Origin of the sequence: Exiguobacterium sp. SL-9 (assembly GCF_004336985.1) — a bacterium.
Classification (GTDB): domain Bacteria; phylum Bacillota; class Bacilli; order Exiguobacteriales; family Exiguobacteriaceae; genus Exiguobacterium.
Window position 1 is genome coordinate 270,397 of record NZ_SJUO01000004.1, and the last position, 20,855, is coordinate 291,251.

Annotated in this window: 24 protein-coding genes; 4 read left to right on the forward strand and 20 right to left on the reverse strand. The window is 49.8% G+C overall.

Annotated features, from left to right (window positions below; genetic code table 11):
* Window positions 1–100 precede the first annotated feature (100 nt).
* The gene (locus EVJ34_RS12180; protein ID WP_131434389.1) at window positions 101–529 is read right to left on the reverse strand and encodes a hypothetical protein; all 429 of its coding nucleotides are present in this window, start codon (window positions 527–529) and stop codon (window positions 101–103) included.
* Between the two features lie 24 nt (window positions 530–553).
* Window positions 554–1,747 carry a DUF4317 domain-containing protein gene (locus tag EVJ34_RS12185; protein ID WP_131485798.1) on the reverse strand — a complete coding sequence of 398 codons (1,194 nt, stop codon included), beginning with the start codon at window positions 1,745–1,747 and terminating at the stop codon, window positions 554–556.
* A 235-nt stretch (window positions 1,748–1,982) separates the two neighbouring features.
* On the opposite strand from EVJ34_RS12185, the gene EVJ34_RS12190 reads away from it, so the two are divergent.
* Together EVJ34_RS12190 and EVJ34_RS12195 are read left to right on the forward strand one after the other, a co-directional pair.
* On the forward strand, window positions 1,983–2,615 hold the full coding sequence (locus EVJ34_RS12190) for an HNH endonuclease family protein (RefSeq protein WP_131485799.1): 633 nt from the start codon (window positions 1,983–1,985) through the stop codon (window positions 2,613–2,615).
* An 18-nt stretch (window positions 2,616–2,633) separates the two neighbouring features.
* Complete coding sequence (locus tag EVJ34_RS12195; RefSeq protein ID WP_131485800.1) at window positions 2,634–2,876, forward strand: hypothetical protein; 243 nt, start codon at window positions 2,634–2,636, stop codon at window positions 2,874–2,876.
* Between the two features lie 29 nt (window positions 2,877–2,905).
* Here the strand turns inward: EVJ34_RS12195 and EVJ34_RS12200 are convergent, their stop codons facing one another.
* Window positions 2,906–3,379 carry a peptide-methionine (S)-S-oxide reductase gene (locus EVJ34_RS12200; protein WP_131485801.1) on the reverse strand — a complete coding sequence of 158 codons (474 nt, stop codon included), beginning with the start codon at window positions 3,377–3,379 and terminating at the stop codon, window positions 2,906–2,908.
* A gap of 105 nt (window positions 3,380–3,484) precedes the next feature.
* Here EVJ34_RS12200 and EVJ34_RS12205 point away from each other — a divergent pair, with 105 nt between their 5' ends.
* The gene (locus EVJ34_RS12205; protein WP_236636703.1) at window positions 3,485–3,991 is read left to right on the forward strand and encodes a hypothetical protein; all 507 of its coding nucleotides are present in this window, start codon (window positions 3,485–3,487) and stop codon (window positions 3,989–3,991) included.
* A 34-nt stretch (window positions 3,992–4,025) separates the two neighbouring features.
* Here EVJ34_RS12205 and EVJ34_RS12210 read toward each other — a convergent pair whose 3' ends face one another.
* From EVJ34_RS12210 to EVJ34_RS12230, 5 genes are all read right to left on the reverse strand, one after another.
* Entirely contained in the window at window positions 4,026–4,916 is an 891-nt protein-coding gene (locus EVJ34_RS12210; protein ID WP_236634517.1) for a hypothetical protein, read from the reverse strand.
* 30 nt (window positions 4,917–4,946) lie between these two features.
* Entirely contained in the window at window positions 4,947–6,398 is a 1,452-nt protein-coding gene (locus EVJ34_RS12215) for an MBOAT family O-acyltransferase (RefSeq protein ID WP_131485802.1), read from the reverse strand.
* Window positions 6,399–6,466: 68 nt separating this feature from the next.
* Window positions 6,467–7,873, reverse strand: coding sequence for an AMP-binding protein (locus EVJ34_RS12220; protein WP_131485803.1), 1,407 nt, complete (start codon window positions 7,871–7,873; stop codon window positions 6,467–6,469).
* Entirely contained in the window at window positions 7,873–8,115 is a 243-nt protein-coding gene (locus EVJ34_RS12225; RefSeq protein WP_021067876.1) for an acyl carrier protein, read from the reverse strand. Before EVJ34_RS12225 ends, EVJ34_RS12220 begins: the two co-directional genes overlap by 1 nt.
* 432 nt (window positions 8,116–8,547) lie before the next feature.
* Window positions 8,548–9,333: a nucleotidyltransferase domain-containing protein gene (locus tag EVJ34_RS12230; RefSeq protein WP_131434374.1), complete on the reverse strand. Its 786-nt coding sequence runs from the start codon at window positions 9,331–9,333 to the stop codon at window positions 8,548–8,550.
* A gap of 87 nt (window positions 9,334–9,420) precedes the next feature.
* On the opposite strand from EVJ34_RS12230, the gene EVJ34_RS12235 reads away from it, so the two are divergent.
* A complete protein-coding gene (locus EVJ34_RS12235; protein WP_131434818.1) occupies window positions 9,421–9,735 on the forward strand; it encodes a hypothetical protein in 315 nt (104 codons plus the stop codon).
* 24 nt (window positions 9,736–9,759) lie between these two features.
* Here EVJ34_RS12235 and EVJ34_RS12240 read toward each other — a convergent pair whose 3' ends face one another.
* The 12 genes from EVJ34_RS12240 to EVJ34_RS12295 form a co-directional block, all read right to left on the reverse strand.
* On the reverse strand, window positions 9,760–10,098 hold the full coding sequence (locus EVJ34_RS12240; RefSeq protein WP_131434372.1) for a hypothetical protein: 339 nt from the start codon (window positions 10,096–10,098) through the stop codon (window positions 9,760–9,762).
* A gap of 179 nt (window positions 10,099–10,277) precedes the next feature.
* A complete protein-coding gene (gene rlmH / locus EVJ34_RS12245; RefSeq protein ID WP_058765186.1) occupies window positions 10,278–10,757 on the reverse strand; it encodes a 23S rRNA (pseudouridine(1915)-N(3))-methyltransferase RlmH in 480 nt (159 codons plus the stop codon).
* 83 nt (window positions 10,758–10,840) lie between these two features.
* The gene (locus tag EVJ34_RS12250; RefSeq protein ID WP_021067873.1) at window positions 10,841–11,002 is read right to left on the reverse strand and encodes a CxxH/CxxC protein; all 162 of its coding nucleotides are present in this window, start codon (window positions 11,000–11,002) and stop codon (window positions 10,841–10,843) included.
* Window positions 11,003–11,039: 37 nt separating this feature from the next.
* A complete protein-coding gene (locus EVJ34_RS12255; RefSeq protein ID WP_131485804.1) occupies window positions 11,040–12,308 on the reverse strand; it encodes a S1C family serine protease in 1,269 nt (422 codons plus the stop codon).
* 51 nt (window positions 12,309–12,359) lie between these two features.
* Window positions 12,360–13,151 carry an MBL fold metallo-hydrolase gene (locus EVJ34_RS12260; RefSeq protein WP_034780331.1) on the reverse strand — a complete coding sequence of 264 codons (792 nt, stop codon included), beginning with the start codon at window positions 13,149–13,151 and terminating at the stop codon, window positions 12,360–12,362.
* 13 nt (window positions 13,152–13,164) lie between these two features.
* A complete protein-coding gene (locus tag EVJ34_RS12265; protein WP_131485805.1) occupies window positions 13,165–13,989 on the reverse strand; it encodes a two-component system regulatory protein YycI in 825 nt (274 codons plus the stop codon).
* Entirely contained in the window at window positions 13,976–15,361 is a 1,386-nt protein-coding gene (yycH, locus tag EVJ34_RS12270) for a two-component system activity regulator YycH (RefSeq protein ID WP_131485806.1), read from the reverse strand. Before yycH ends, EVJ34_RS12265 begins: the two co-directional genes overlap by 14 nt.
* On the reverse strand, window positions 15,361–17,202 hold the full coding sequence (gene walK / locus EVJ34_RS12275; RefSeq protein WP_131434363.1) for a cell wall metabolism sensor histidine kinase WalK: 1,842 nt from the start codon (window positions 17,200–17,202) through the stop codon (window positions 15,361–15,363). Before walK ends, yycH begins: the two co-directional genes overlap by 1 nt.
* A gap of 3 nt (window positions 17,203–17,205) precedes the next feature.
* Window positions 17,206–17,916, reverse strand: coding sequence for a response regulator YycF (yycF, locus tag EVJ34_RS12280; protein ID WP_021067867.1), 711 nt, complete (start codon window positions 17,914–17,916; stop codon window positions 17,206–17,208).
* Window positions 17,917–18,072: 156 nt separating this feature from the next.
* Window positions 18,073–18,885: a PP2C family serine/threonine-protein phosphatase gene (locus EVJ34_RS12285; RefSeq protein ID WP_131485807.1), complete on the reverse strand. Its 813-nt coding sequence runs from the start codon at window positions 18,883–18,885 to the stop codon at window positions 18,073–18,075.
* Window positions 18,882–19,331: an HIT family protein gene (locus tag EVJ34_RS12290; protein ID WP_131485808.1), complete on the reverse strand. Its 450-nt coding sequence runs from the start codon at window positions 19,329–19,331 to the stop codon at window positions 18,882–18,884. Before EVJ34_RS12290 ends, EVJ34_RS12285 begins: the two co-directional genes overlap by 4 nt.
* Before the next feature lie 108 nt (window positions 19,332–19,439).
* Entirely contained in the window at window positions 19,440–20,729 is a 1,290-nt protein-coding gene (locus EVJ34_RS12295) for an adenylosuccinate synthase (protein ID WP_021067866.1), read from the reverse strand.
* Window positions 20,730–20,855 lie beyond the last annotated feature (126 nt).

A 20,855-nucleotide genomic window follows, 5' to 3' on the forward strand; every position in this document is an offset into this window, starting at 1 on the left:
CCGAGAGAACGCTTTCAAGAGCATCATACCGATAACACGTCATGAATTCAACCTTCCTCACCGGATTGTCATAAAAATAGCTCAGGCGTTGCGCCTGAGCTCACTTTCCGAAATGTTGAAAGTCCATTTTCCCTTCAATCGTCGAACTGAATCCTCGTTGCTCGATTTCGCCTTGGTCTGTCACCTGATAGTAATACTCCGCGTCCGGCTCACTCGAAAACGTCACATATATCGTGTATGGATCCGTACTCTCGTACCCCTCTGTCCGAAATGGAATCGTCGTGACGGTGAACGTTTCATTCGGATATCGTTCTTCGAGTTCGTCTTCGAGGATGACGACGTCCGCAGCAACCCGTTCCTCGATTAAAGACGGACGGATTGCATAGAACACCGCATACGCGATGATGCAGAGTACAGCCAACAGACGAATCATCTTGCGCCATTTCCCACGAAATCCATAAGACGCAGCAAACATCAGAAATACGACAACAGCTACCAGCAAATGTTCAATCAGCTCTATCGGATGCACTCGATGTCCTCCAGTCGGAATAGATTAGTCGAGCAGTTCTTCCGAGATCAATTTGAACCCTTCGATTTCCGTATCCTCTTCTAATTCGATCAACAGGCACCGCTTTCCTTTCACATTCACTTGTCTCACGTACTTCAAGTCTTGCGGACTGATTGAGATATTCGCGACTTTCGTATTGATTTTAATCGACTTCGATGTATATTTTGGGACGACACTGCTCGCCTTCATCTCATATTGACGGTCGTCGACGACTTGTTGGAACGCCTGCTCCACCTTCTCCGTCGTCACGTCCTCGACCCCACTCGCCTTCAATACGATTTCCACGGTGCGGGCATCAATCATCGGTACGCTCTCGTCCTCGTCCTCACGCTCCGCTTCGGCGAGGATCATCTGGTTGATCTCGTCATAGACGGTTGCGAGCGTCCCGACGTTCACTTCTTCGCCGATGACGGTCTTGACGACTTCCTCGAACATCGCCTTCTCCTCGACCGCCGTCACGATCTCGGTCCCGTTCAAGACGTTCTCGATAAATCCAAAGTCCGGTTGATGTGCCTTCTGGGCCGCATACAAGATATGGTTGACGTCAGCCGCGTTATCCGTGAAGCACGGGAACAAGAAACCGCCGATTGGCGCGTCAAGCTTGATGACCGGGTTGATAAAGATATTCGATTTGAACTCTCGCTCGATATAGTCGAACACGAGCGACTGTTTTGGGAGCTCGGTCTGGTTGATGCTGCCGAGAATGAACCGTGATGTCCACACTTCGTCGCGCATATCGATTTCTGTCTCCTCAGAATGGCGACGCGTCGGCTTATTGTATTTGAAGCGGATGAACGTGATCACCATGTCTTTCTCGAACGGCGCGTCCTGAACCATCTTCAACGCAACCCGCTGCATCATGCCGGCCCATTCTTCAATGTCATCGGTCCGGAGTGCCTCATACAACAACGTCTGTGTATGATCGGTCTGACCGGCTTCTGGATGTTGAAACTTCACTTCGAATAGCTTCTCGTCAATCTTGCCGCCTAGCACTTTCTTGAAGTTGGCGAGGAACAGCTCTTGATGTTCCTGCTCGACGAACGGGAACGAGCGCAATTCCTCGTGGAAAATCTCGTTGCTGTCTTGGCGAATATAAATATTATAAATGTCAGCGATTTTGACCGCTTCCGCATTCAACTTGAAATGCTTGCGGATCGCCGCGATGTCTTTTTGATTCATTCATTCCCACTCCTTCGTCCTTTACTACAAACCGCCTTCATTATACCAATAGTTGTTGCTTGCGCGTATGTCAGTAGTGCTAAAGCCGGGACGTCTGATGTCATGTATCATGTCCCTGACCTCAAGTTTTATAATCTTTCGATTCATTTTTGGTAAATTTGCGTATTTCCCACACTTTGGCCATGTATATTCGATGTGCATCATTCAACCGTCATACATAATAGGAGGCACAAACATGTTCAAAAAATGCATCAGTTCGTTGTTTGCCATCGTCTTAATCGTCACGTCTCTCCACTTGACCACACTGACCGCCTCGGCGCTCCCGCCAGGCATCCCATCGAAGTCAAGCGCCCTCACAAAGTTGAACGCATTAACGGTCAAGACTGAAGGAACGATGACCGGCTATAGCCGTGACTTATTCCCGCATTGGAGCAGTCAAGGCAACGGTTGTGACACACGTCAAATCGTCTTGAAACGCGACGCGGACTCATACGTCGGCGACTGCCCGGTCACATCAGGGTCATGGTACAGTTACTATGATGGAGTCACATTCACGTCGCCATCTAGCCTCGATGTCGACCATGTCGTCCCATTGGCTGAAGCATGGCGTTCAGGCGCAAGCAGCTGGACGACGACAAAGCGCCAAAGTTTCGCCAATGATTTGACTGGTCCGCAACTCATCGCCGTCTCAGCCAGCTCGAACCGCTCAAAGGGTGACCAAGATCCCTCGACATGGCAGCCGCCACGCACCGGAGCGCGCTGTGCCTACGCGAAGATGTGGGTCGAGACGAAGAGCCGTTGGGGACTCAGCCTCCAATCGTCAGAGAAGACAGCCCTGCAAACAGCCATCAACGCCTGCATCTATTGATTTTGAAAGGAGTTCGCTATGAGTCAGCTATCTTCTATCTTTAAAGCCTCCCATGGTGTCATGACCGAGGAAGTCGGCGTCATCAGTGGAGAACTTGAATTACGGACGATGTGTCAGGAAGACGGATCGCTCGAGCTCGCCATCACATACGTCGGGGCGGCCGAGTGGTATACATTGCCCGGGAAAGACTACAAGCTGCATGACGTGCGTGACCACGAGGTCGTGCACTGCTTGCTCGTGAATGTCCTCGAGCGGGCGTAACAAATGAGCCGACACGGCATCGTGTCGGCTCATTGTTTGTATTTCTCTAATAATGCTTTCGGGATATGGCAATAATCGTCCGGGCATCGCGCGAGCCGGTCTTGATGCTCGTCCGCGCTTCGGACGTAGTTCGTGAGCGGCAGCACTTCGACCGCAATCCGGTCCGCGTCGCTTCGACTGTCGATAAATGTGCGTGCAGTTTCCAAATGGCGTGGGTCTGTACTATAGACGCCGGTCCGATACTTTTCGCCGACGTCCTCGCCTTGACGATTGACGCTGTACGGATCGATGATTTCGAACAAGTAATCCATCAAATCCTCCATCGTGACGACGCTCGGATCGAACGTCGTTTTGACGCATTCCGTGTAGCCGTCATAGTTTCCGTCAAGTGTATCCGTCGTCCCGTTCGCACGTCCAGCTTCTGTCTCGACGACGCCTGGTAACGTCTTAATGAACGCTTGAACGCCCCAGAGGCAACCTCCCGCTAAATATACAGTCTGCATGCAATGACCTCCTTAAAATTTTAGTCAATCAATCCCACAATTCGGAATAAATACGCTACGATACAATCAAATCTTTTATCGGTGAACAGAGACGGGGGACTTACTTTGAAAAAACTCATGTTAACCACATTTTGTACCATCACGCTCGTCTCAGGCGCCTATCAGACGGCGACAGGAGAATCATTCGTCTCAATGAGCCAGTCCGTTTCCGTTGATCACAAGGAGATTGAACGCTATTTGACGACCGAAGTGATGGAACCGAACTTCGGCGGCGATGTATGGACCACGTATCAAATCCTCGACACGAATACGACGAAGAACGAGGTGTACGTCTGGGCGCTCATTCAAGAGTATGTGCAAGAAGGTGACCGCTTCGAGCAGGGATCCGGCATGTCGGTCCCCCTTGTATTATACATTGATGAAGATGATGAATCATGTACCGTTCAAGGCCATCGCTCACCTCGTGATGGTTCGTATTATCCGACCGACCTATGGACCCTGTTCCCGGTCCATGTTCAACTCGCGATTTCTCCGCATCCGGATGGGATCGTGACCAAATTACATACGGAAATGGAAGAAAAACTTTCGCAAAGCCAGCAGGCGACAGACTGAAAAAGGAAATCTACGCGCTGTAGATTTCCTTGTCTTATAGATAGCCGAGTCGTTTCAAATCCTCATAGACGAGAGAAGATAGGAGCGTTCTCCCTTTCCCGTTCAAATGGTCTGGATTATGAAAGTACTCACGCTGATGGATGAACCGTTCGTCTTCCATATAATCCAGGAACGGGACATCTAAATCGAGTGGTTCCAGATGTTGATGGACAAGTCGATCCATCGCTGTCTCATTAAAGTAGGCCAGGTATGATTCATGGACCGGCTCCATCGCCAACACGACACGATAACCTTTTGCCTGACAATACTCGACGATGTCTTTCAATCGTTCCATATTCTGCTCGATGTCACGATTCTTCACAGCCTGTTTATATTGCGCTTCGACCATCTCGTATTTTCGTTCCGAATAATTCTTGCCGTTGTTCACCCACGGTTTGTGCGACTCCCATCTGAAATCCCGGATCTCTCGCGATAGCGCCGTATAGACGCTCCCACTGTTCAATGCAGGAATCGACGTGTACGTATAGTAATCAAACGTACTGACCGGTTCGATGTCTTCCCGGTCCAACACCTGATAATAGTTTTCTTTCCGGCCAATCTCCGCGTTACTGAACGTGATTTGCGAGAGCGAGACGATGACGACGCCTCCCGGACGCAGATGCTCGTCGTACTGCTTCAACATCTTCAAGTCGTACTCAATCGTTTGGCTCGGCAACGCCAAATCGAGATGCGACAGGCCAAGCGGTTTGAACGCATAGCCGAACATCGCGTGCGATGTCCCCAGGTTGATAATATCCAAAGGAGCCGGGTCTTCTCGAAACGCTAACACACCGCGGTTGTTATTGTACGCCCACGACTCTTTGACAAAATTGTTGAGCGGAATCAACAAGATGACAACAATCCCGATGACCACCGCTATTTTCATCCATACACTTCTCATAGCCATTCCTTTCACTTAGAACCCACCATAAATGAACCCTTCACTCGAAACACCGAAAACCAAGACCGATACGATCACGAACAGTTGAATCGCCACGTTCGTGAAGGCGGAGCGCTCAGCCAACCAGTCCCAGGCCGAACCTTTCGTCCGTTCGATGTACTGAAACACGTGGACGGTCGTAAAGAAGAAGAGGAACACAAGTAAATCGAGTAACGAGAATAATTCAAGTGCCTGCAGCATGTCGACCGGTGCCCATGACGAAGGTGTCACATACAACCGGGCATGGTGAAACGCTTGTGCGACCGAGTCGGAAACGAAGAAGACACGTGAGAAACAGACCAACTGGAACGTGATGGCGATTTTCAGCCATTTATGAAGCTCGGGCGTCCGGTCGAGTCGAACGAAGGACGCCATCTGTTCCCGCTGATGTTTCGTCGCATCCCCGAACACACGGTACAGACCATGAATCAGACCCCACAAGACGAAACTCCAGGCGGCCCCATGCCAGATGCCGCTCACCAAAAATGTGATGACGATAGCGACATAGATCTGATGCCGCTTCTTTTTCCCTTTGCAGAGCGGGATAAAGATATAATCCCGGAGCCACGTCGACAGCGAGATGTGCCACCGGTTCCAAAAGTCGGCGATCGATACCGCGAAATGAGGCTGTCGGAAATTCTCCGTCAACTTGATGCCGAATAGTCTCGCTGTCCCGATGGCGATGTCACTGCAGGCTGAAAAGTCGGCGTACAATTGAATCGAGAACAACATCGTGCCGAGCACGATTTCAGAACCGGTCGGGTTTGGCTGACTGAACACGCTCGCGACCATCGGGGCCAATCGGTCAGCGATGAGCGTCTTCTTAAAGAAGCCCCAAGCAATCCGCTTCATCCCATAGCTGACATGCTCATAGTCGAACCGTTGTTCCGCCTTGAATTGAGGCAGCAACTTCTTGGCCCGCTCGATTGGACCCGCCACTAGTTGCGGGAAGAAAGCGAAGTAAATCGAGAAGTATCCATAATGGCGCTCGGCCTTCAGTTTCCCGCGATACAGGTCGACGAGATAGCTGATGGCCTGGAACGTATAAAACGAAATCGCCAGTGGCAAGACGATGTCGCGATATGGGATGTCATAGTTCCACCCCATCGATGTCGCCAGCGTGTGTAACGAGTCGTTCACGAAGTTAAAGTATTTGAACCAGCCGAGGAACAACACCAAGACGAAGACACCAAGAAGCATCAGCCGCTTTTTCTGTTGCTTCTCATCTTGTCGTTCAATGAGGAGCCCCGTGACAAACGTAAAGGCCGTGCTCACGAGCAACAATGGAATAAATTGGATACTGACCGTCGCATAAAACAAATAGCTCGCCGTCAGTAACAGCACCCATCGGAAGCGATGCGGCACCGTATAATACATCGCCACTAAAATGGCGAGAAAGAGTAAAAACTCGATTGAAATAAACGTCATAGCTTCACCTGATTATTCTAAACTTATATTGCTTTCAACAAAGGCTTCACTTGCACCAGTTTACGTTTTCAGTTGGTGACGAGCTCTCGTTTCGGTAACGCGCCATACAGAATTTTTCCGGATTCGTTCCGGGGAATGGCATCGATTTGTAGAATCGTAACCCCTCTCGTATGCATCATGTCTTTGATGACTTGTTTGATAGCGACACGGTCGTCGTGCAACGTGTAGACGTACAGCTCGTCATCCGTCCCTGTACAGACACACTCATGTCCGTGTGCTCGTAACAGATGTTCCACTTCATCGAGGCTGATCCGGTTCCCGTGCATCTTGATCATGCGCTTGATGCGGCCGACGATAAAGAAATAGCCGTCTTCGTCCATATACGCCAAATCGCCTGTCTGCAGGACGCCCTCGTTCTCATCTCCGTTTGCGAGATCGGACAATGCCTCGGCATAACCGAGCGACACGTTTGCGCCACGATATATCAATTCGCCGACGACGTTTGGCGCGGTGATGAGTTCGCCCGTTTCATTGCGTAACGTCAATTCACCGCCTGGGATGGCGATACCGATGCTGCCTGCCTTCTCACGACTCTGGTCAGGAGGCAAATACGACATGCGTGCCGTCGCTTCCGTTTGCCCATACATCGTGAAAAACTGAATCCCTTTTCGTTCGCAGATGTCGGTAAACGTACTCGCTAAATCCAGATTCAATTTCCCTCCGGCTTGGGTCAGTTTCGTCAAACTCGGTAGCTCCATCTTCTCGAATTTGAGCCGATTGAGCATCTCGTAGATGAATGGGACGCCACCGAACGTCGTGACGTGTTGGTCGCGACACAACTGCCAAAAGTCCTTCTGCATGATCGATGACTCCGTCATCACGATCGTCGCCCCAGACACGAGGTGGCTGTTGATGATGGATAAGCCATATGAGTAGTTCATCGGCAGCGTCGTGATCGGACGATCGTCTTCGCTGATGTCTAGATAAGACACGATCGATGCCGCGTTGCGGAACAAGTTGTCATAGCTAAGCCGTACCAGCTTCGGACTGCCCGTGCTGCCGGACGTCGTCAACAAGAGCGCGAGCTCGTCATGCAGTTCATGTTCGATTGCATGAGGACATTCAAATAACGCATAGTCCCCATATTCATAAGTCGTGTCCATCTCCTGCGCTAATTGATGATGCTCCCGATTCGCCCAAATGTGCGTCGGTCGGTAGCGGTCAATTAAGTGCTGCAGCTGTTCCGAATGAATCGCTGCATCCAACAGGAGCGGCACGATGCGTCCGCGGAGACATCCGACGTAGCCAAACAGTGACTCTTTGTTGTTGGCGCACAAAATAAAGACGAGTGTTCGATGACCGATCTCATCCCCAATCGCGTCGGCCGTCTCGATCATCTCGTCGTAGGAATACGCGCGATCCGCGTAGATGGCGCTACGTTCTCCATACCGCTCGATCGTATCGAAGCGCTTCATTAACCGAAGTCCACACCTAATCGCTTCAACAGGTCGATGCCGGATTGATACGTGTTGAAGTCCGTGATCACATCGGAATCGAGATCGACGTCAAACGCATCTTCAAGCTCAGCAATCAACGTCATGTGGCCGATCGAATCCCATTCTTTCGTGACACCGAGCTTCATTTCTTCGAATGACGCGTCTGGCTCGACATCCAGTCCGTTGATAAATGCGGTTTTATATAATTCGATATTGTTCATTGGTTTAAATTCTCCCCCGTTTTATGTGTAACGTTTATATGCCTATAATTGATAATGATAATCATTTGCTAAGTGATTTTATCACATCGGATTTTTGACGGCAATACAGCATCAGATAATTGGCGCAGATCATCGAGAAAAACCGGCTATCGTTATTCGATAGCCAGTCTTTATATAAACTCTCTAGATCAGTATCAATGGACCAAGGGGCCAAGTGTCATGTATTTTCTTGCTCTTGCACTCGAACTGTTTTCACGTTGGTCGAGACCAGCTTGATGATCCAAGTAAATGTTAGTCGGCTACGCAATATCATCCACCCATATATTTTAGGATTTCGAGTCATCTACATATCCAAACCTTCATATTCGAAGAATCATGCTGAATAGATTTAACCTATAATTTACATGTCTCGTCCTACATGGAATAGATTACTCATCCCCAAACTTCTTTCAACGTATATCGAAATAAATCATTCAGTTGTGCCGTTGGATCATTTACTTCAACGTCCAGCGATTCCACATATACTTCAAAACGTTGAATTTCTCGTTCTACAAATTTGTTAATGACGGTAATCCGAGGTTCTAAATCAAACTCATCTCCGGCCAACTTTCGCTCTAATAATCGATCAATCGAATGCTTTAATTCACCATCTTTTAATGAATCCTCTAAAAGGACATGAAAACTAATCGGTGGTGCCGTATTATATTTTTCAATCCACTGGCAAGCCAAAATCGGACGAAGCACGTAAAAATATTTTTTGATGCGGACTTCTCGTCCTTGCAAATATTCACGGTAGTTGTTTTTAGCCATATTTAAGTAATGATGTAACATCGAGTTCGGATAAAACACCTCTGATTCTAGCGCTCGCATATTATCTATAAGCGTATACTGTTGATAGTAAACAATCTCACTTCTGAGCCATTCCAAGAGAGGGGGATTGTTCTTTCTAAATAGACGCAATGCTTTCGTGACTTCCCAACCACTGATGTCTAATAAATCGTTAATTGGCTCTTCAATTACATCACGCTTTTGTCCAATGCCTTGGGGATCGATGGCTAAATACCACTCAGGAAGATGAATGTAGATAAATCTAACATCATAATCGCTATCTTTTGAAGGGAATCCCCAGGCTCGGCTGCCAGACTCAACCGCATATAGAATTTTTACACCGTACTTCGCTTCAATTTCTATTAGTTTTTGCTGGATCATTGCATGCATTAAAGAGATCTCCTTTGTAATTTAGACGTTAGTTGTTTATCTATGTATGATTATAATGGAAATAGAAATGGAGATGGAGATGAGTCAATGACCTATACCTGCCCTGTCTGTGGATTTGATGAATTAGACGAACCTGCTTACAACGAATTTAATGATCCTTCATTTGAAATTTGTTCGTGTTGTCGATTCCAATTCGGAGATGATGATGACGTCGAAATTGAAGAAGGTTTATTTATGCAACGAGAAGAGACCCACGCCATGTATCGCCAAGCATGGATTGCAAAAGGGACTCCGATCTTCATGCCTGAATATTATCCAAAGCAATTCCAACTCGATGGTGCGGTAACGAAAGAACACTTGATTGAACAACTCAAAAACATTCGTATTTTTGAGGACCAATAAATATTCAAGGGTCTAATGATGTTGTTAAAAAGACCACCTGTGATCTTCTGGTAAACAGTCATCACACAGCAGTTTCCCTTCAAAAGTTGCTCCATTACACAACTGTAACAATGGATCCCTTTTTTCTCTGTCTTTTGTCCATCGTCCACAAGTTGAACATAGTCCACAATTCATTGAACCTGGGTCTAAGACAACCGTGGAGCAACTTTCCCATTCCACATTCACTGCATTCGTACCAATTTGGATTGTTTGGTCCTGACACAACTCGTTTGTGACTTGATCAATCATTCCAAAATCTTTGTGCACTTCAATTTCCTCTACTTCCACCAAAAAAGATGCATTGATTAAAACTGTTTTTTTCAAAGTGAAGCCTCCTTTCAAATATTCAATCTCTGTGAATTTTAATTAAAATAAGTGCTTGATTTTCAACGCTATAAAATCTTTTCAATATGATTAGCATTCGGTAGTTAAAAACATTTACCTGCAAAAAAAAGCGTCAAAGACAGTGAGCTGCCTCTGACGCTAAAAGAATGTATACGCGGTTACTTATGATACGGTTCATTCCGGTTAATCCGATACGCCCGATAAATCTGCTCACACAAGACGAGCTTCATTAACTGATGCGGAAACGTCATTTTTGAGAATGAGATCGTGTCGTCCGAACGCTTCATGACATCATCCGATAAGCCGAGCGAGCCACCGATGACGAACGCGATTTTGCTCTTGCCGTACGTTGCCAAATTATCGAGTTCTCGGGCGAACTCTTCGCTCGTCCGTTGTTTGGCGTCGATGGCCAAAGCAATCACATGCGTGTCCGGACTGATTTTCGCCAAAATTCGCTCGCCTTCTTTTTGTTTTACTAGAATCATGTCCGCTTCACTCAAATGCTCGGGCGCTTTCTCGTCCGCGACCTCGATTTCCTGCACTTTTGCATAGGCCGACAGGCGTTTTGTATACTCGGCAATCCCTAGTTTCAAATACTTCTCTTTTAGTTTGCCGACCGTGATAATTGAAATATTCATCCAATTCTTCCTTTTTCCACAGTTTTTTTGGAGTTATCCATAGGGTTATCCACAGAGTTATCCACAAATCCACATGTTGATAATCATTTTTTGCTTGACACAACATATGTTGCGTCGGCATCGCAGAACTCACATGTCACTTGTCCACTTGTGGATAGTTCTTCGAGCAACGGGTATTCTCCGGTCTCATCGACAATGATATCTAAAGCGATTTCAACATGTTCCTTGCATACTTTTTTTTCCACAATATTTCCTCCTTAAAAAAGAAGCGTCGCCGCTCCTTTAGGTTGCTTCAGTTAATGTGGCTTCGGTCTCGCCTGCCTTGCCGCGTCGCGTATATTCGATCGTGATGTTATCCCCAACCGTGGCGTCTCGGTACAGCGCGTCCCTTAAATCGACGTAGCGTTTGATGTCGCGGTCACCGATTTTGATGATGACGTCACCGACACGAAGACCCGCCTCTTCGGCTGGACTGCCGGGGGTGATCGCCTCGACGAATACGCCGTCCTCATTGTCAAAACTAATCCCATACTCTTCCCGGACGTTACCTGGTACGGCGATGACTTCTTGAATCGTGACGCCGAGTTGAGGCCGCGTCACTTTCCCATCGCGTTCAAGCATGTCGATGACCGGCAGCGCGACATTGACGGGAATCGAGAAGCCGACCCCTTCGACACTCGCCTCAGCGATTTTCATCGAATTGATGCCGACGAGCTCGCCGCGGATGTTGATCAGTGCCCCACCCGAGTTCCCTGGGTTGATGGCAGCATCGGTCTGAATGACCTCAGCGTTATAATCCATGAGTCCGTCACTGTTCGTGTCGACCGGTACGGTGCGTTCGACACCACTGACGATACCACGGGTGACCGAGTTTGAAAAGACGCCGAGCGGATTGCCGATCGCCATGACGGTCTCGCCTGCCTGCAGCACGGTCGAGTCCCCGAGCGTGATCGGGGCAACATCAATATTGGCCGGCAGTTCGACCGATGCGACGGCCAAATCATTGAGTGGGTCTTCTCCGAGAATCGTCGCCGAAGCAACTTGTCCGTCTGAAAACGCCACGTTGATTTCGTCCGCTTCTTCGATGACGTGGAAGTTCGTGACGATATACGCCGTATCCCCCTCGACTTTATAGATGACACCAGAACCTGCTCCAGCCTCCCACTGCGATTCTGAGGTGAAGGCCCGCTGGATGTTCGTAATGCTGACGACGGACGTCTTAGCGCCCGTTACAGCGCCCGTAATATCGGATTCTGTAACAGTGACGGCTTGTTCCGTCCGAATGAGTTCATTTGTCACAAAACGAGAGGTTGGCGAATCCCAGAGCATCATCGCCAAAAAGAACAAAGCCGCTCCTAAGAATCCGCCAACCCCTCCGAGTAACAACGGTTTTAAGTTCATTCGCGGCTTGTGGCGCACATGTTCTTCTTGTTTCGGGCGCCACTCGCTGCGAGATGGGTACGTCGGTTTTTCATCGTTCATTGTATCTGCTTCGTGCTCTAAAGGTTCGACGTCTTGAGGTTCATACTCATGGTGTCTCTCTTCGTTCACGACGCGTCCCCCCTTCAAGACAGTGTGTTATCTGTCTTTTCCCAAGTTCGCTTATAAAGAAACGAGCGAAGTGGGGGTGGATGGGTCGGTATCGCACAATTTGATGCGACCAAGGTCGACATCGCGCATCCCGAGTGTTTGCGAGACGCTCATTTGGGCGAGCTCTTTCATGTTGTTATCTTTACTGAGGTGCGCCAAATAGATGCGTTTCGTCTGGTCTCCGATGACCTCGCTCATCGCGATGGCCGCGTCTTCGTTCGAGACGTGGCCGTAATCCCCAAGAATACGACGCTTGACGCTCCACGGATAACGTCCCATTTGAAGCATCGAGACGTCATGGTTCGATTCGAAAATAAAATCATCAGCCCCGCGGATGACGCCTTTCATCCGGTCGGACACATAGCCCGTGTCGGTGATATGGGCGAGGCGTCTGCCGTCATGGGCGAACTGGTAAAACATCGGGTCGGCCGCGTCATGGCTGACGTTGAACGATTCGATTTCGATATCACCGAACTGTTTAATCTCTCCCACCTCGAAGTGAAACTTCAAGGCCGGATCGACTTTCCCGATCAAGGATTCCATCGCATCCCACGTCTTCGCGTTCGCGTAAATCGGTAAATTGTATTTTCGAGCGAGAATCCCGACACCTTTAATATGGTCGGAGTGCTCATGCGTGACGAGCAGTGCATCGATCCCGTCAAACGACCGGCCGATCTCGGTGATGCGTTGTTGCATCGCCTTCCCGGTCAATCCGGCATCGACGAGCAATTTCGCCCGTTCCGTCTCAATGTAGAGGGCGTTCCCGGTCGAACCGCTCGCAAGCACACTATAGCGTAAAGTCACTCGATCACTCCTTTCATTCTTCTGAGTCAAATTCGACCCGTTCGACGGTCCCGTCGATCGCATTGACGAAGTACACGTCCCCGTCGATTGTGATCGACCAGAGCGGCGGCATGATGATCAAGCTGCCGGAACTGTCGAGCGGCAGGCTATAGAAACCTGTGTTGATGGCTCGCATCTCTTGGTTCGGTTGGAAGTACTTCCGGGCCGCGAGTTGCGAGATGGCCTCGCTCGCCGTCAAGACGAGATCGTCTTGCGACTTTGAGGATAAGTTCGTCAAATGACGTTGTTTATAGTCGGTTACCTCGAGTGATTCATTCAATTGAAGTAGCAGGAGCGACGGACCGATATACTGCTCGGTCTCCCCATCGATTTCAGGATTTGAGAAAATTTTATTATTCTCATACGTCTGCACGAAGGCGACTTGACGTGTCCCGGCGTCATAGCGCCAGTACGCATACTCCGAACCGAAGGGGACGTACTCCGAGACGAACGTCGAGGCGGTCGTCCGTAAATCTTCTTTGTCGAGCGGGACCGGTTGCTTGAGCTCGACTTCGAGCTGCAAATTGTCGAGCGTCGTCGCCAGTTGGGCTTCTCGATTCTGCGTAATCATCGAGGCCGACATCTGTTCGGACGACCCGGTCAAATAACCGATGTCGCGGCCCATCCGTGGCAACTTCGAGGCGTCGACGTTCCGTTGGTCCAAGATTTGCGCGATCGACGTATTGTCGTTCGTCACGACCTCGGTCGCCCACGTTTCCGTCAAGAGCTGGAACAACAGATAGATGTTCAGCGCGAGGAAGGCGAAGAGAAGAATCGTTTTCGCTTTACTCCAATCCACGATACATCATCCTTTCTGTCCAGTCATCCGGTTGATCGAATGGAATCCATCTCCCGGCTTCCCGAACGAACCAGTTCGGGGAGAACGTGACGTAACGGCTCGTGTCTTCATTGTATTCAATCTCGTAGCCGAGACGGATCTCGGTCACGTTTTCAAATCGTCCCGCGTTGACGAGCGTGTCGACCACATCTTGTCCGTCCGCGAGCCGGGTCGTCCCGACTGAGATCAAACGATCGATCTCGAGATGGTGCCGGGTGATCGACCGGACTTGCGTCCCATCGTTCTCAACACGCAGCGTCGACAAGTCGACGGCATCGTTATTGATGAACGCCTCCCGTTGACTGAACACGGGGAACCCGTTCACGTGAAACCGGAACACGGTCGTTTCAAAGCCTTTATTGGCCGGCGTGATCGCATCGAATCGAAGCGACAATCCTTGGCTCTCCGACGTCTCATCGACCCAACCTCCATGGAAGTTGACGAACTCGACAATCGTGTCGAGGCCGATGACCGACTCCTGTTCCGAACTGTTACGTGATAAGTTGCGATAACGGCTCGCGTTCAAGTTCGCATCATATTCGGCGACGCTAATCCCGTTCGTGAGTGCGCCGACCGAACTAGCCGGGTCGACTTCTTGCACGTTCGGATCCCCGGGGAAGAACGTATCCCGCATCCAATCGAGGCGAGCCGAAATTTGAATCTGCGACACGTCGTAAGCGAACAGCTCGTTCATCTCCGGTCCGACGACCGGGATGTAGTTGACGCGTTCATCCGTATACGTGACGCGACGCATCGAGCGGTCCGAGTCTTTCAAGAACAGGCTGTTGACGTCCCCTTGACCGACTTTCGACAACCGCCCTTCCCAAAGCGATTGGTCGCTCATGATCGTGCGGATGCGCCACGTGTCGTCCTTCATGAAGATGAGGGCCCGTTGCGGCACTTTGCCAGACAGGCTGTACGAACCCGGGAGCATATAGCTGAGCGTGTCCGTGTAATACGGCTCCGGTAAAATCAGTTCGACGGCCTCATCGACACCCGCATATAAATTCGGGACGCTCTTGACGGCGAGCGGTTTGAACTCACTCGCCTCGAACGACTCCCGAATGACACGCATAATCTGTTTCGGTGTATTCTTCGTGGCAAAGACGGCGTTGTTCTCGTGAACGACCGTTTGGGCCGGTACGATGATTTGTCGTGGCTGCCGCTGAAGCGACTCATCCACCGTCGCGACTTGCGTCTCTGACTGGACCGACTGATACTTCGGATGGTAGTCCCACAGGATGACCGTTTGGACGATGGACGTGACGATCAAGGTGAGCAAGACGAGCGATTTCACTAGTTCTGGCTTCGCCAAGAAGCGTGGTCGTTCCATCAGTCATTCACCTCCACGATCGTATCGAACGGAATGGTGAAGTAAATCGTCGTGCCTCGTCCGAACTCACTCTCCGCCCAGATGTCGCCGCCATGGGCCGACACGACTTCTTTGGCGATCGATAGACCGAGTCCGGTCCCACCGATATTACGGGCCCGGGCCTTGTCGACCCGATAGAACCGTTCAAAGATTTTTTTCAAGTTCGATTTCGGGATACCGACCCCTTCATCTTTAATGCCGATGACGAGCCGTTTGGCCCGGAGCATCGTCCGGAACGTGATCGTCCCGCCTTCCGGCGAGAACTTGATTGCGTTCGTGATGATGTTGTCGATGACCTGCGTCATCTTGTCTTGATCGGCATGGACGTACACACGGCGCTTCATGAGCTTACGGCGGAACTGGATCGTCTCGCCTTTCGTCATCTCATGACGTTCGATGATGTCGTTAAAGAACTGGATAAAGTCGAACTTCACTTTTTGCATCGTGTACTCTTTGCTGTCCATCTTCGACAGTTGCAACAAATCGTTGACGAGGCGAATCATCCGCTCCGTCTCGTTTTGTGTCGTCTCGAGGAAGCGTGGGGCGAGCTCGTCGTCCTTATACGCGCCTTCCGCGAGCACTTCGAGATAACTTCGCATCGTCGTGAGCGGCGTCCGTAGCTCGTGGCTGACGTTCGCGACGAACTCACGACGGTCTTGCTCGACTTGTTCTTGCTCGGTCACGTCGTGCAAGACGACGATGAGGCCGGTGATCGGTCCGCTATGCTTTTGAATCGGCGAAAAGTAGGCGCGGACGAGGAACAGTTCTTCGTCCGTACTGAGGTCAATCAGTTTCGGCGGCATCGTCCCATCTTCCGGGATGACGATCTCGTCGTCAAACTCGAGCAAGTTCTGCAGATTCGCCCCCATCGCCTCCTCCTCGGCGAGCCCAATCATATCGCGGGCTTGGTCGTTCATCAAGATGACCCGAAGCGAGCGATCCGTCGCGACGACCCCGTCCGACATGTTCTCGAGGACGCTCGTCAAGCGGCGTCGCTCGGCTTCCGTCGTCGCGTTCGCCTCCATGAGCTCATCGGTCAATTCATTGAAGGCGTAGGCGAGTTGGCCGACCTCGTCATCAGAATAGACTTTAACTTTCCGCGAGAAGTTCCCTTTTCGCATCTCGACGGCTTGACGACGCATATCCGCAATCGGTCGCGTAATCGTCCGTGACAGCAAGATTCCCAGAATTGACGTGATGATCAGGGCGATGAGCGTCCCGGTCGCGAGAATCCTCGTCACTTGCTCCATCTGGTTATAGATGGACTGCATCGACGCCTCGATATAGATCATGCCGGTCGTCGTCCCATCGACCTCGGATTTCACTGGAACGGCGACGACACGCATACGCTCGTTCGAGTCTTCATAGACGAGCGTCTCTTGCGCCCCGCTCGTCGCAAATGATTTTTGAATGAACGAGTTCGCCGTCCGTTGTCCGACGAGACTCTGGTTGTTCGGATTCGACGTCGCCCGGACGACACTGTTCGTGTCGATAATCTGGACTTCGCGAATGTCGTCAGCTAGCGTCGTGCTCTCCGTAAATTCAGACAGCAGTTGATCCAGTACCTGGTTCAACTGCTGGTCTGAAGTCGAGTCACCGCCGTTCGATGCGATCCCTTCACTGACGTTATAGCTCAGAAGGTTGGCCCGATCGACGAGCGACTGCGAGAAGTTGTTGATGTATTGTCGTTCGAGGGAGCGTACGAAGTACACTCCGATGACTTGCATCGCAACAAGAATGAGCAGCGCATAGATGACGACGAGCTTCCACTGGATAGATTTAAAGAAGTTCGTCCGTTTCATCGTTTAGTCTTCTTCTCCTGCTTTTAAATAGTACCCGACACCACGGCGCGTGATGATATACGTCGGCGTCGATGGGTTGTCTTCGACTTTCTCGCGCAAACGGCGGACGGTCACGTCGACCGTGCGGACGTCACCGAAGTAATCATAGCCCCATACGGTCTGGAGCAAGTGCTCGCGTGTCATGACTTGCCCGATGTTTTGGGCGAGGTAATGGATCAGCTCGAACTCGCGGTGCGTCAGTTCGATTTTCTCTTCCCGTTTCGTGACCATGTACGAATCCGGATGAATCGTCAAATCACCGATCACGATATCATTGTCGTTGGCACCTTTCGTCTCCGGAGCCGGGGCCGTTGCGTGACGGCGCATATTCGCCTTGACGCGGGCCAAAAGCTCGCGTGAGCTGAACGGTTTCGTGACGTAATCGTCGGCACCGAGCTCGAGCCCGAGCACTTTATCGATCTCAGAGTCTTTCGCCGTCAACATGATGATCGGCATGTCGTACTTCTTCCGGACTTCACGGCACACTTCCATGCCGTCTTTGAGCGGCAACATGATGTCGAGCAAAATCAAATCCGGTTTGACTTCTTCGACTTTCACGAGCGCCTCTTCCCCGTCATACGCGACGTGGACTTGGTATCCTTCTTTTTCGAGCTTAAACTTCAATATATCTGCGATTGGTTGTTCGTCATCTACCACTAAAATCGTACGATCCATTCAGTGAGTCCTCCTCTTATCGTTAAACGTACATGTCTACATTGTAACTCTTTTTCTATAGGTTAGAAAGCGTGGTCCATTTCCGTGGAAATAGACGACAGCTCATAAAAAAGTACATCAAATAATTTGATGTACTTCACTAAAACTTAGATGTCGTTACTTTTGATCACTCGGAATCATGACAGATTGTTCATGTGAACATTCCCAAGTGATTAACGTCGTGCTGTCTCGTACGCCTTTATTTTGAATCGTTTCTAAAATGGAATATAGAGATTCGGAGGTGTGCCCTGAAAATGCATGATGTAATGCCGAAGAATCAACGAACGGATCACCCGGGCATTCCAGTACGCCGTCAGTGACTAACAAGATGCGACTTCTCCCTGACCTGAGTTCCTGTACCCCGCTGCTGTAACTCGGAATCTGTTGACTAAATGTATTTACTTTCCCAATCCATTCATAAAATTGCCTCTGATTAAGTTGATATTGATTCAATTGTACAAGTTCATCATGGAACAAAAAGCAGACACAGTCTCCAACGGAAAGCCACCATACGTATTTGTCTTTACGAACTACAAGTAAACAGGCCGTCTCTCCGTTTAATGTTTCACATTTTTTCAGAAATTCAGGTGACTGTAACAGTTGTAGAATGTGATTTTCAATCTTTGAAAAGTAAGTTCTTGTAATTGGTTGAGTCAACAGACAAGTCAGCGAATCTTCGTTGGCATTCAATAAATCAATCACCGCTTCGGCACTATCCGCTGATTGATGCGCATCCAAAATCATTGCTAATTCCCAATCCTGCTCTTCGTCCATCCATACTAAACAACCGTCTTCATTTTTAGATTGTCCTTTCGTTGAGTTGCCACCAAATCGTCCCACATAAATATGATTGATTGACATGACATCAATTTGATCCACGTAATGCGATTGAGCACCTGTCCAATAAAAATGGTTCGAAATCGATTTCATAAACGGACCAACTCCAACCCATGCTTCATTTGTTCGCAAAACCGAATGAGTGCTTCCGATTGAAGTAATGGGGCATCGTCCCAACCGTAGACATCCATCGGCCCCCAATATTCTTCCGGGGTGCCCGGGTAACGAGCAACCATGTGCATATGCAAATGCGGGACGGAATTCCCGGACACGAGCGTATAGACGTGTTCCGCTCCCGCTATGTCTCTCAGGACTCGACTTAATTGCATCGTCATCACACCCCACGCTTGCGCTTCTTGGACAGTCATGTCTGCCAAAGACGGTACGTGTCTTTTCAAATCAATCATAAGATGACCTTTATAATTCGGCTTTCCTGCCCGATCAATGTGGCCCACATATAACAAGTCATCTTCATAGATGGCTTGACCGTCAGTTTGAATGAGACCCAGATGTTTCTCGCATATAAAGCAGTTATTCACATGTCTCGCCTCCTGTTTGTGTGTCTCATTATGAGGCCGATTATCCACATTTACCCAAATAAAAAAAGAAGAGATTGTTCAAAAAGTGAACAATCTCTTCTTTGGATTTTATGCTTCGTAAATGTCACGCAAGATGACCGTCTGTTCACGTGCCGGTCCGACCGAGAACGTCAACAATTCGATGCCTGTCAACGCTTCGATGCGCTTGACATAGTTCTGCGCGTTCACCGGCAAGTCTTCGAACTTGCGGATACCGGTGATGTCTTCCGTCCAGCCTGGGAGCTCTTCGAACACTGGCTTGCACTGCTCGAGGACGCGGAAGTTCGGTGGGTACTCGTCGAGGAGCTTCCCTTCGAACTCGTACGCTGTACAAATCTTGAGCGTCTCAAGACCTGTCAACACGTCAATCGAGTTGAGGCAAAGGTCTGTGATTCCGCTAACACGACGCGAGTGGCGCACAACGACCGAGTCGAACCAACCGACGCGACGCGGACGGCCTGTCGTCGTCCCGTATTCTTTCCCGACTTCACGAATCGTGTGACCAATCTCGTCATCGAGTTGTGTCGGGAACGGGCCGTCACCGACGCGTGACGTGTACGCCTTACAGACGCCGACGACATGGTGAATCTTCGATGGACCGATTCCGGCACCGCTCGATACGCCGCCTGAAGCCGCGTTCGATGATGTGACGAACGGGTACGTTCCGTGGTCGATGTCGAGCAATACCCCTTGCGCGCCTTCGAACAGCACTTTCTGTTCTTCGTCGAGCGCGTTGTTCAACACGACCGATGTATCACACACGTACTTGGCGAACTGTTGGCCGTACGCATAGTATTCTTCAAAGATGTCATCGAACTCGATCGCATCGACTTCATACATCTTCACGAACATGCGGTTTTTAATCGCAAGGACCGTTTTGAGTTTCTCGGCGAACACTTCTTTGTCGAGCAAATCAGCGATGCGAATCCCGATGCGTGCCGCTTTGTCCATGTAGCAAGGGCCGATCCCTTTGAGCGTCGTCCCGACTTTGGCGTCGCCTTTCGCGTCCTCTTCGAGCTTGTCTTGCAACTGGTGGTACGGCAAGATGACGTGGGCCCGGTTCGAGATGCGGAGGTTATCCGTGCTCACACCGCGCTCGTGCAAATAAGCGAGCTCCGTGACGAGCGATTTCGGATTGACGACCATCCCGTTCCCGATGACACATGTTTTGTCCGAGTAGAAGATCCCCGATGGAATCAAGTGAAGTTTATACTTCGTATCGTTGAAGACGATCGTATGACCAGCGTTGTCTCCCCCTTGATAACGCGCGACGACCTCGGCCTGCTTCGATAAGAAGTCCGTGATTTTCCCTTTACCTTCATCGCCCCACTGCGTTCCCACTACGACTACTGATGACATAATGAATCCTCCTTGTAGATAAACGTTCTATTCAAACCATCCGTAAGTGTACACTTGCTCTTGTTGAAAGTCAACCTAATACCGAACGATATTTTTAAGTTGTAACCTTTCGTTCGTTATTGACGT

Excerpts from the sequence above, each read along its gene's own strand:
- EVJ34_RS12185 (WP_131485798.1), bottom strand. The coding sequence starts at position 1,747 with ATGAATCAAAAAGACATCGCGGCGATCCGCAAGCATTTCAAGTTGAAT.
- EVJ34_RS12190 (WP_131485799.1), top strand. The coding sequence starts at position 1,983 with ATGTTCAAAAAATGCATCAGTTCGTTGTTTGCCATCGTCTTAATCGTC.
- EVJ34_RS12195 (WP_131485800.1), top strand. The coding sequence starts at position 2,634 with ATGAGTCAGCTATCTTCTATCTTTAAAGCCTCCCATGGTGTCATGACC.
- EVJ34_RS12200 (WP_131485801.1), bottom strand. The coding sequence starts at position 3,379 with ATGCAGACTGTATATTTAGCGGGAGGTTGCCTCTGGGGCGTTCAAGCG.
- EVJ34_RS12210 (WP_236634517.1), bottom strand. The coding sequence starts at position 4,916 with ATGAAAATAGCGGTGGTCATCGGGATTGTTGTCATCTTGTTGATTCCG.
- EVJ34_RS12215 (WP_131485802.1), bottom strand. The coding sequence starts at position 6,398 with ATGACGTTTATTTCAATCGAGTTTTTACTCTTTCTCGCCATTTTAGTG.
- EVJ34_RS12220 (WP_131485803.1), bottom strand. The coding sequence starts at position 7,873 with ATGAAGCGCTTCGATACGATCGAGCGGTATGGAGAACGTAGCGCCATC.
- EVJ34_RS12225 (WP_021067876.1), bottom strand. The coding sequence starts at position 8,115 with ATGAACAATATCGAATTATATAAAACCGCATTTATCAACGGACTGGAT.
- EVJ34_RS12230 (WP_131434374.1), bottom strand. The coding sequence starts at position 9,333 with ATGCATGCAATGATCCAGCAAAAACTAATAGAAATTGAAGCGAAGTAC.
- EVJ34_RS12235 (WP_131434818.1), top strand. The coding sequence starts at position 9,421 with ATGACCTATACCTGCCCTGTCTGTGGATTTGATGAATTAGACGAACCT.
- rlmH (WP_058765186.1), bottom strand. The coding sequence starts at position 10,757 with ATGAATATTTCAATTATCACGGTCGGCAAACTAAAAGAGAAGTATTTG.
- yycH (WP_131485806.1), bottom strand. The coding sequence starts at position 15,361 with ATGGAACGACCACGCTTCTTGGCGAAGCCAGAACTAGTGAAATCGCTC.
- walK (WP_131434363.1), bottom strand. The coding sequence starts at position 17,202 with ATGAAACGGACGAACTTCTTTAAATCTATCCAGTGGAAGCTCGTCGTC.
- yycF (WP_021067867.1), bottom strand. The coding sequence starts at position 17,916 with ATGGATCGTACGATTTTAGTGGTAGATGACGAACAACCAATCGCAGAT.
- EVJ34_RS12285 (WP_131485807.1), bottom strand. The coding sequence starts at position 18,885 with ATGAAATCGATTTCGAACCATTTTTATTGGACAGGTGCTCAATCGCAT.
- EVJ34_RS12295 (WP_021067866.1), bottom strand. The coding sequence starts at position 20,729 with ATGTCATCAGTAGTCGTAGTGGGAACGCAGTGGGGCGATGAAGGTAAA.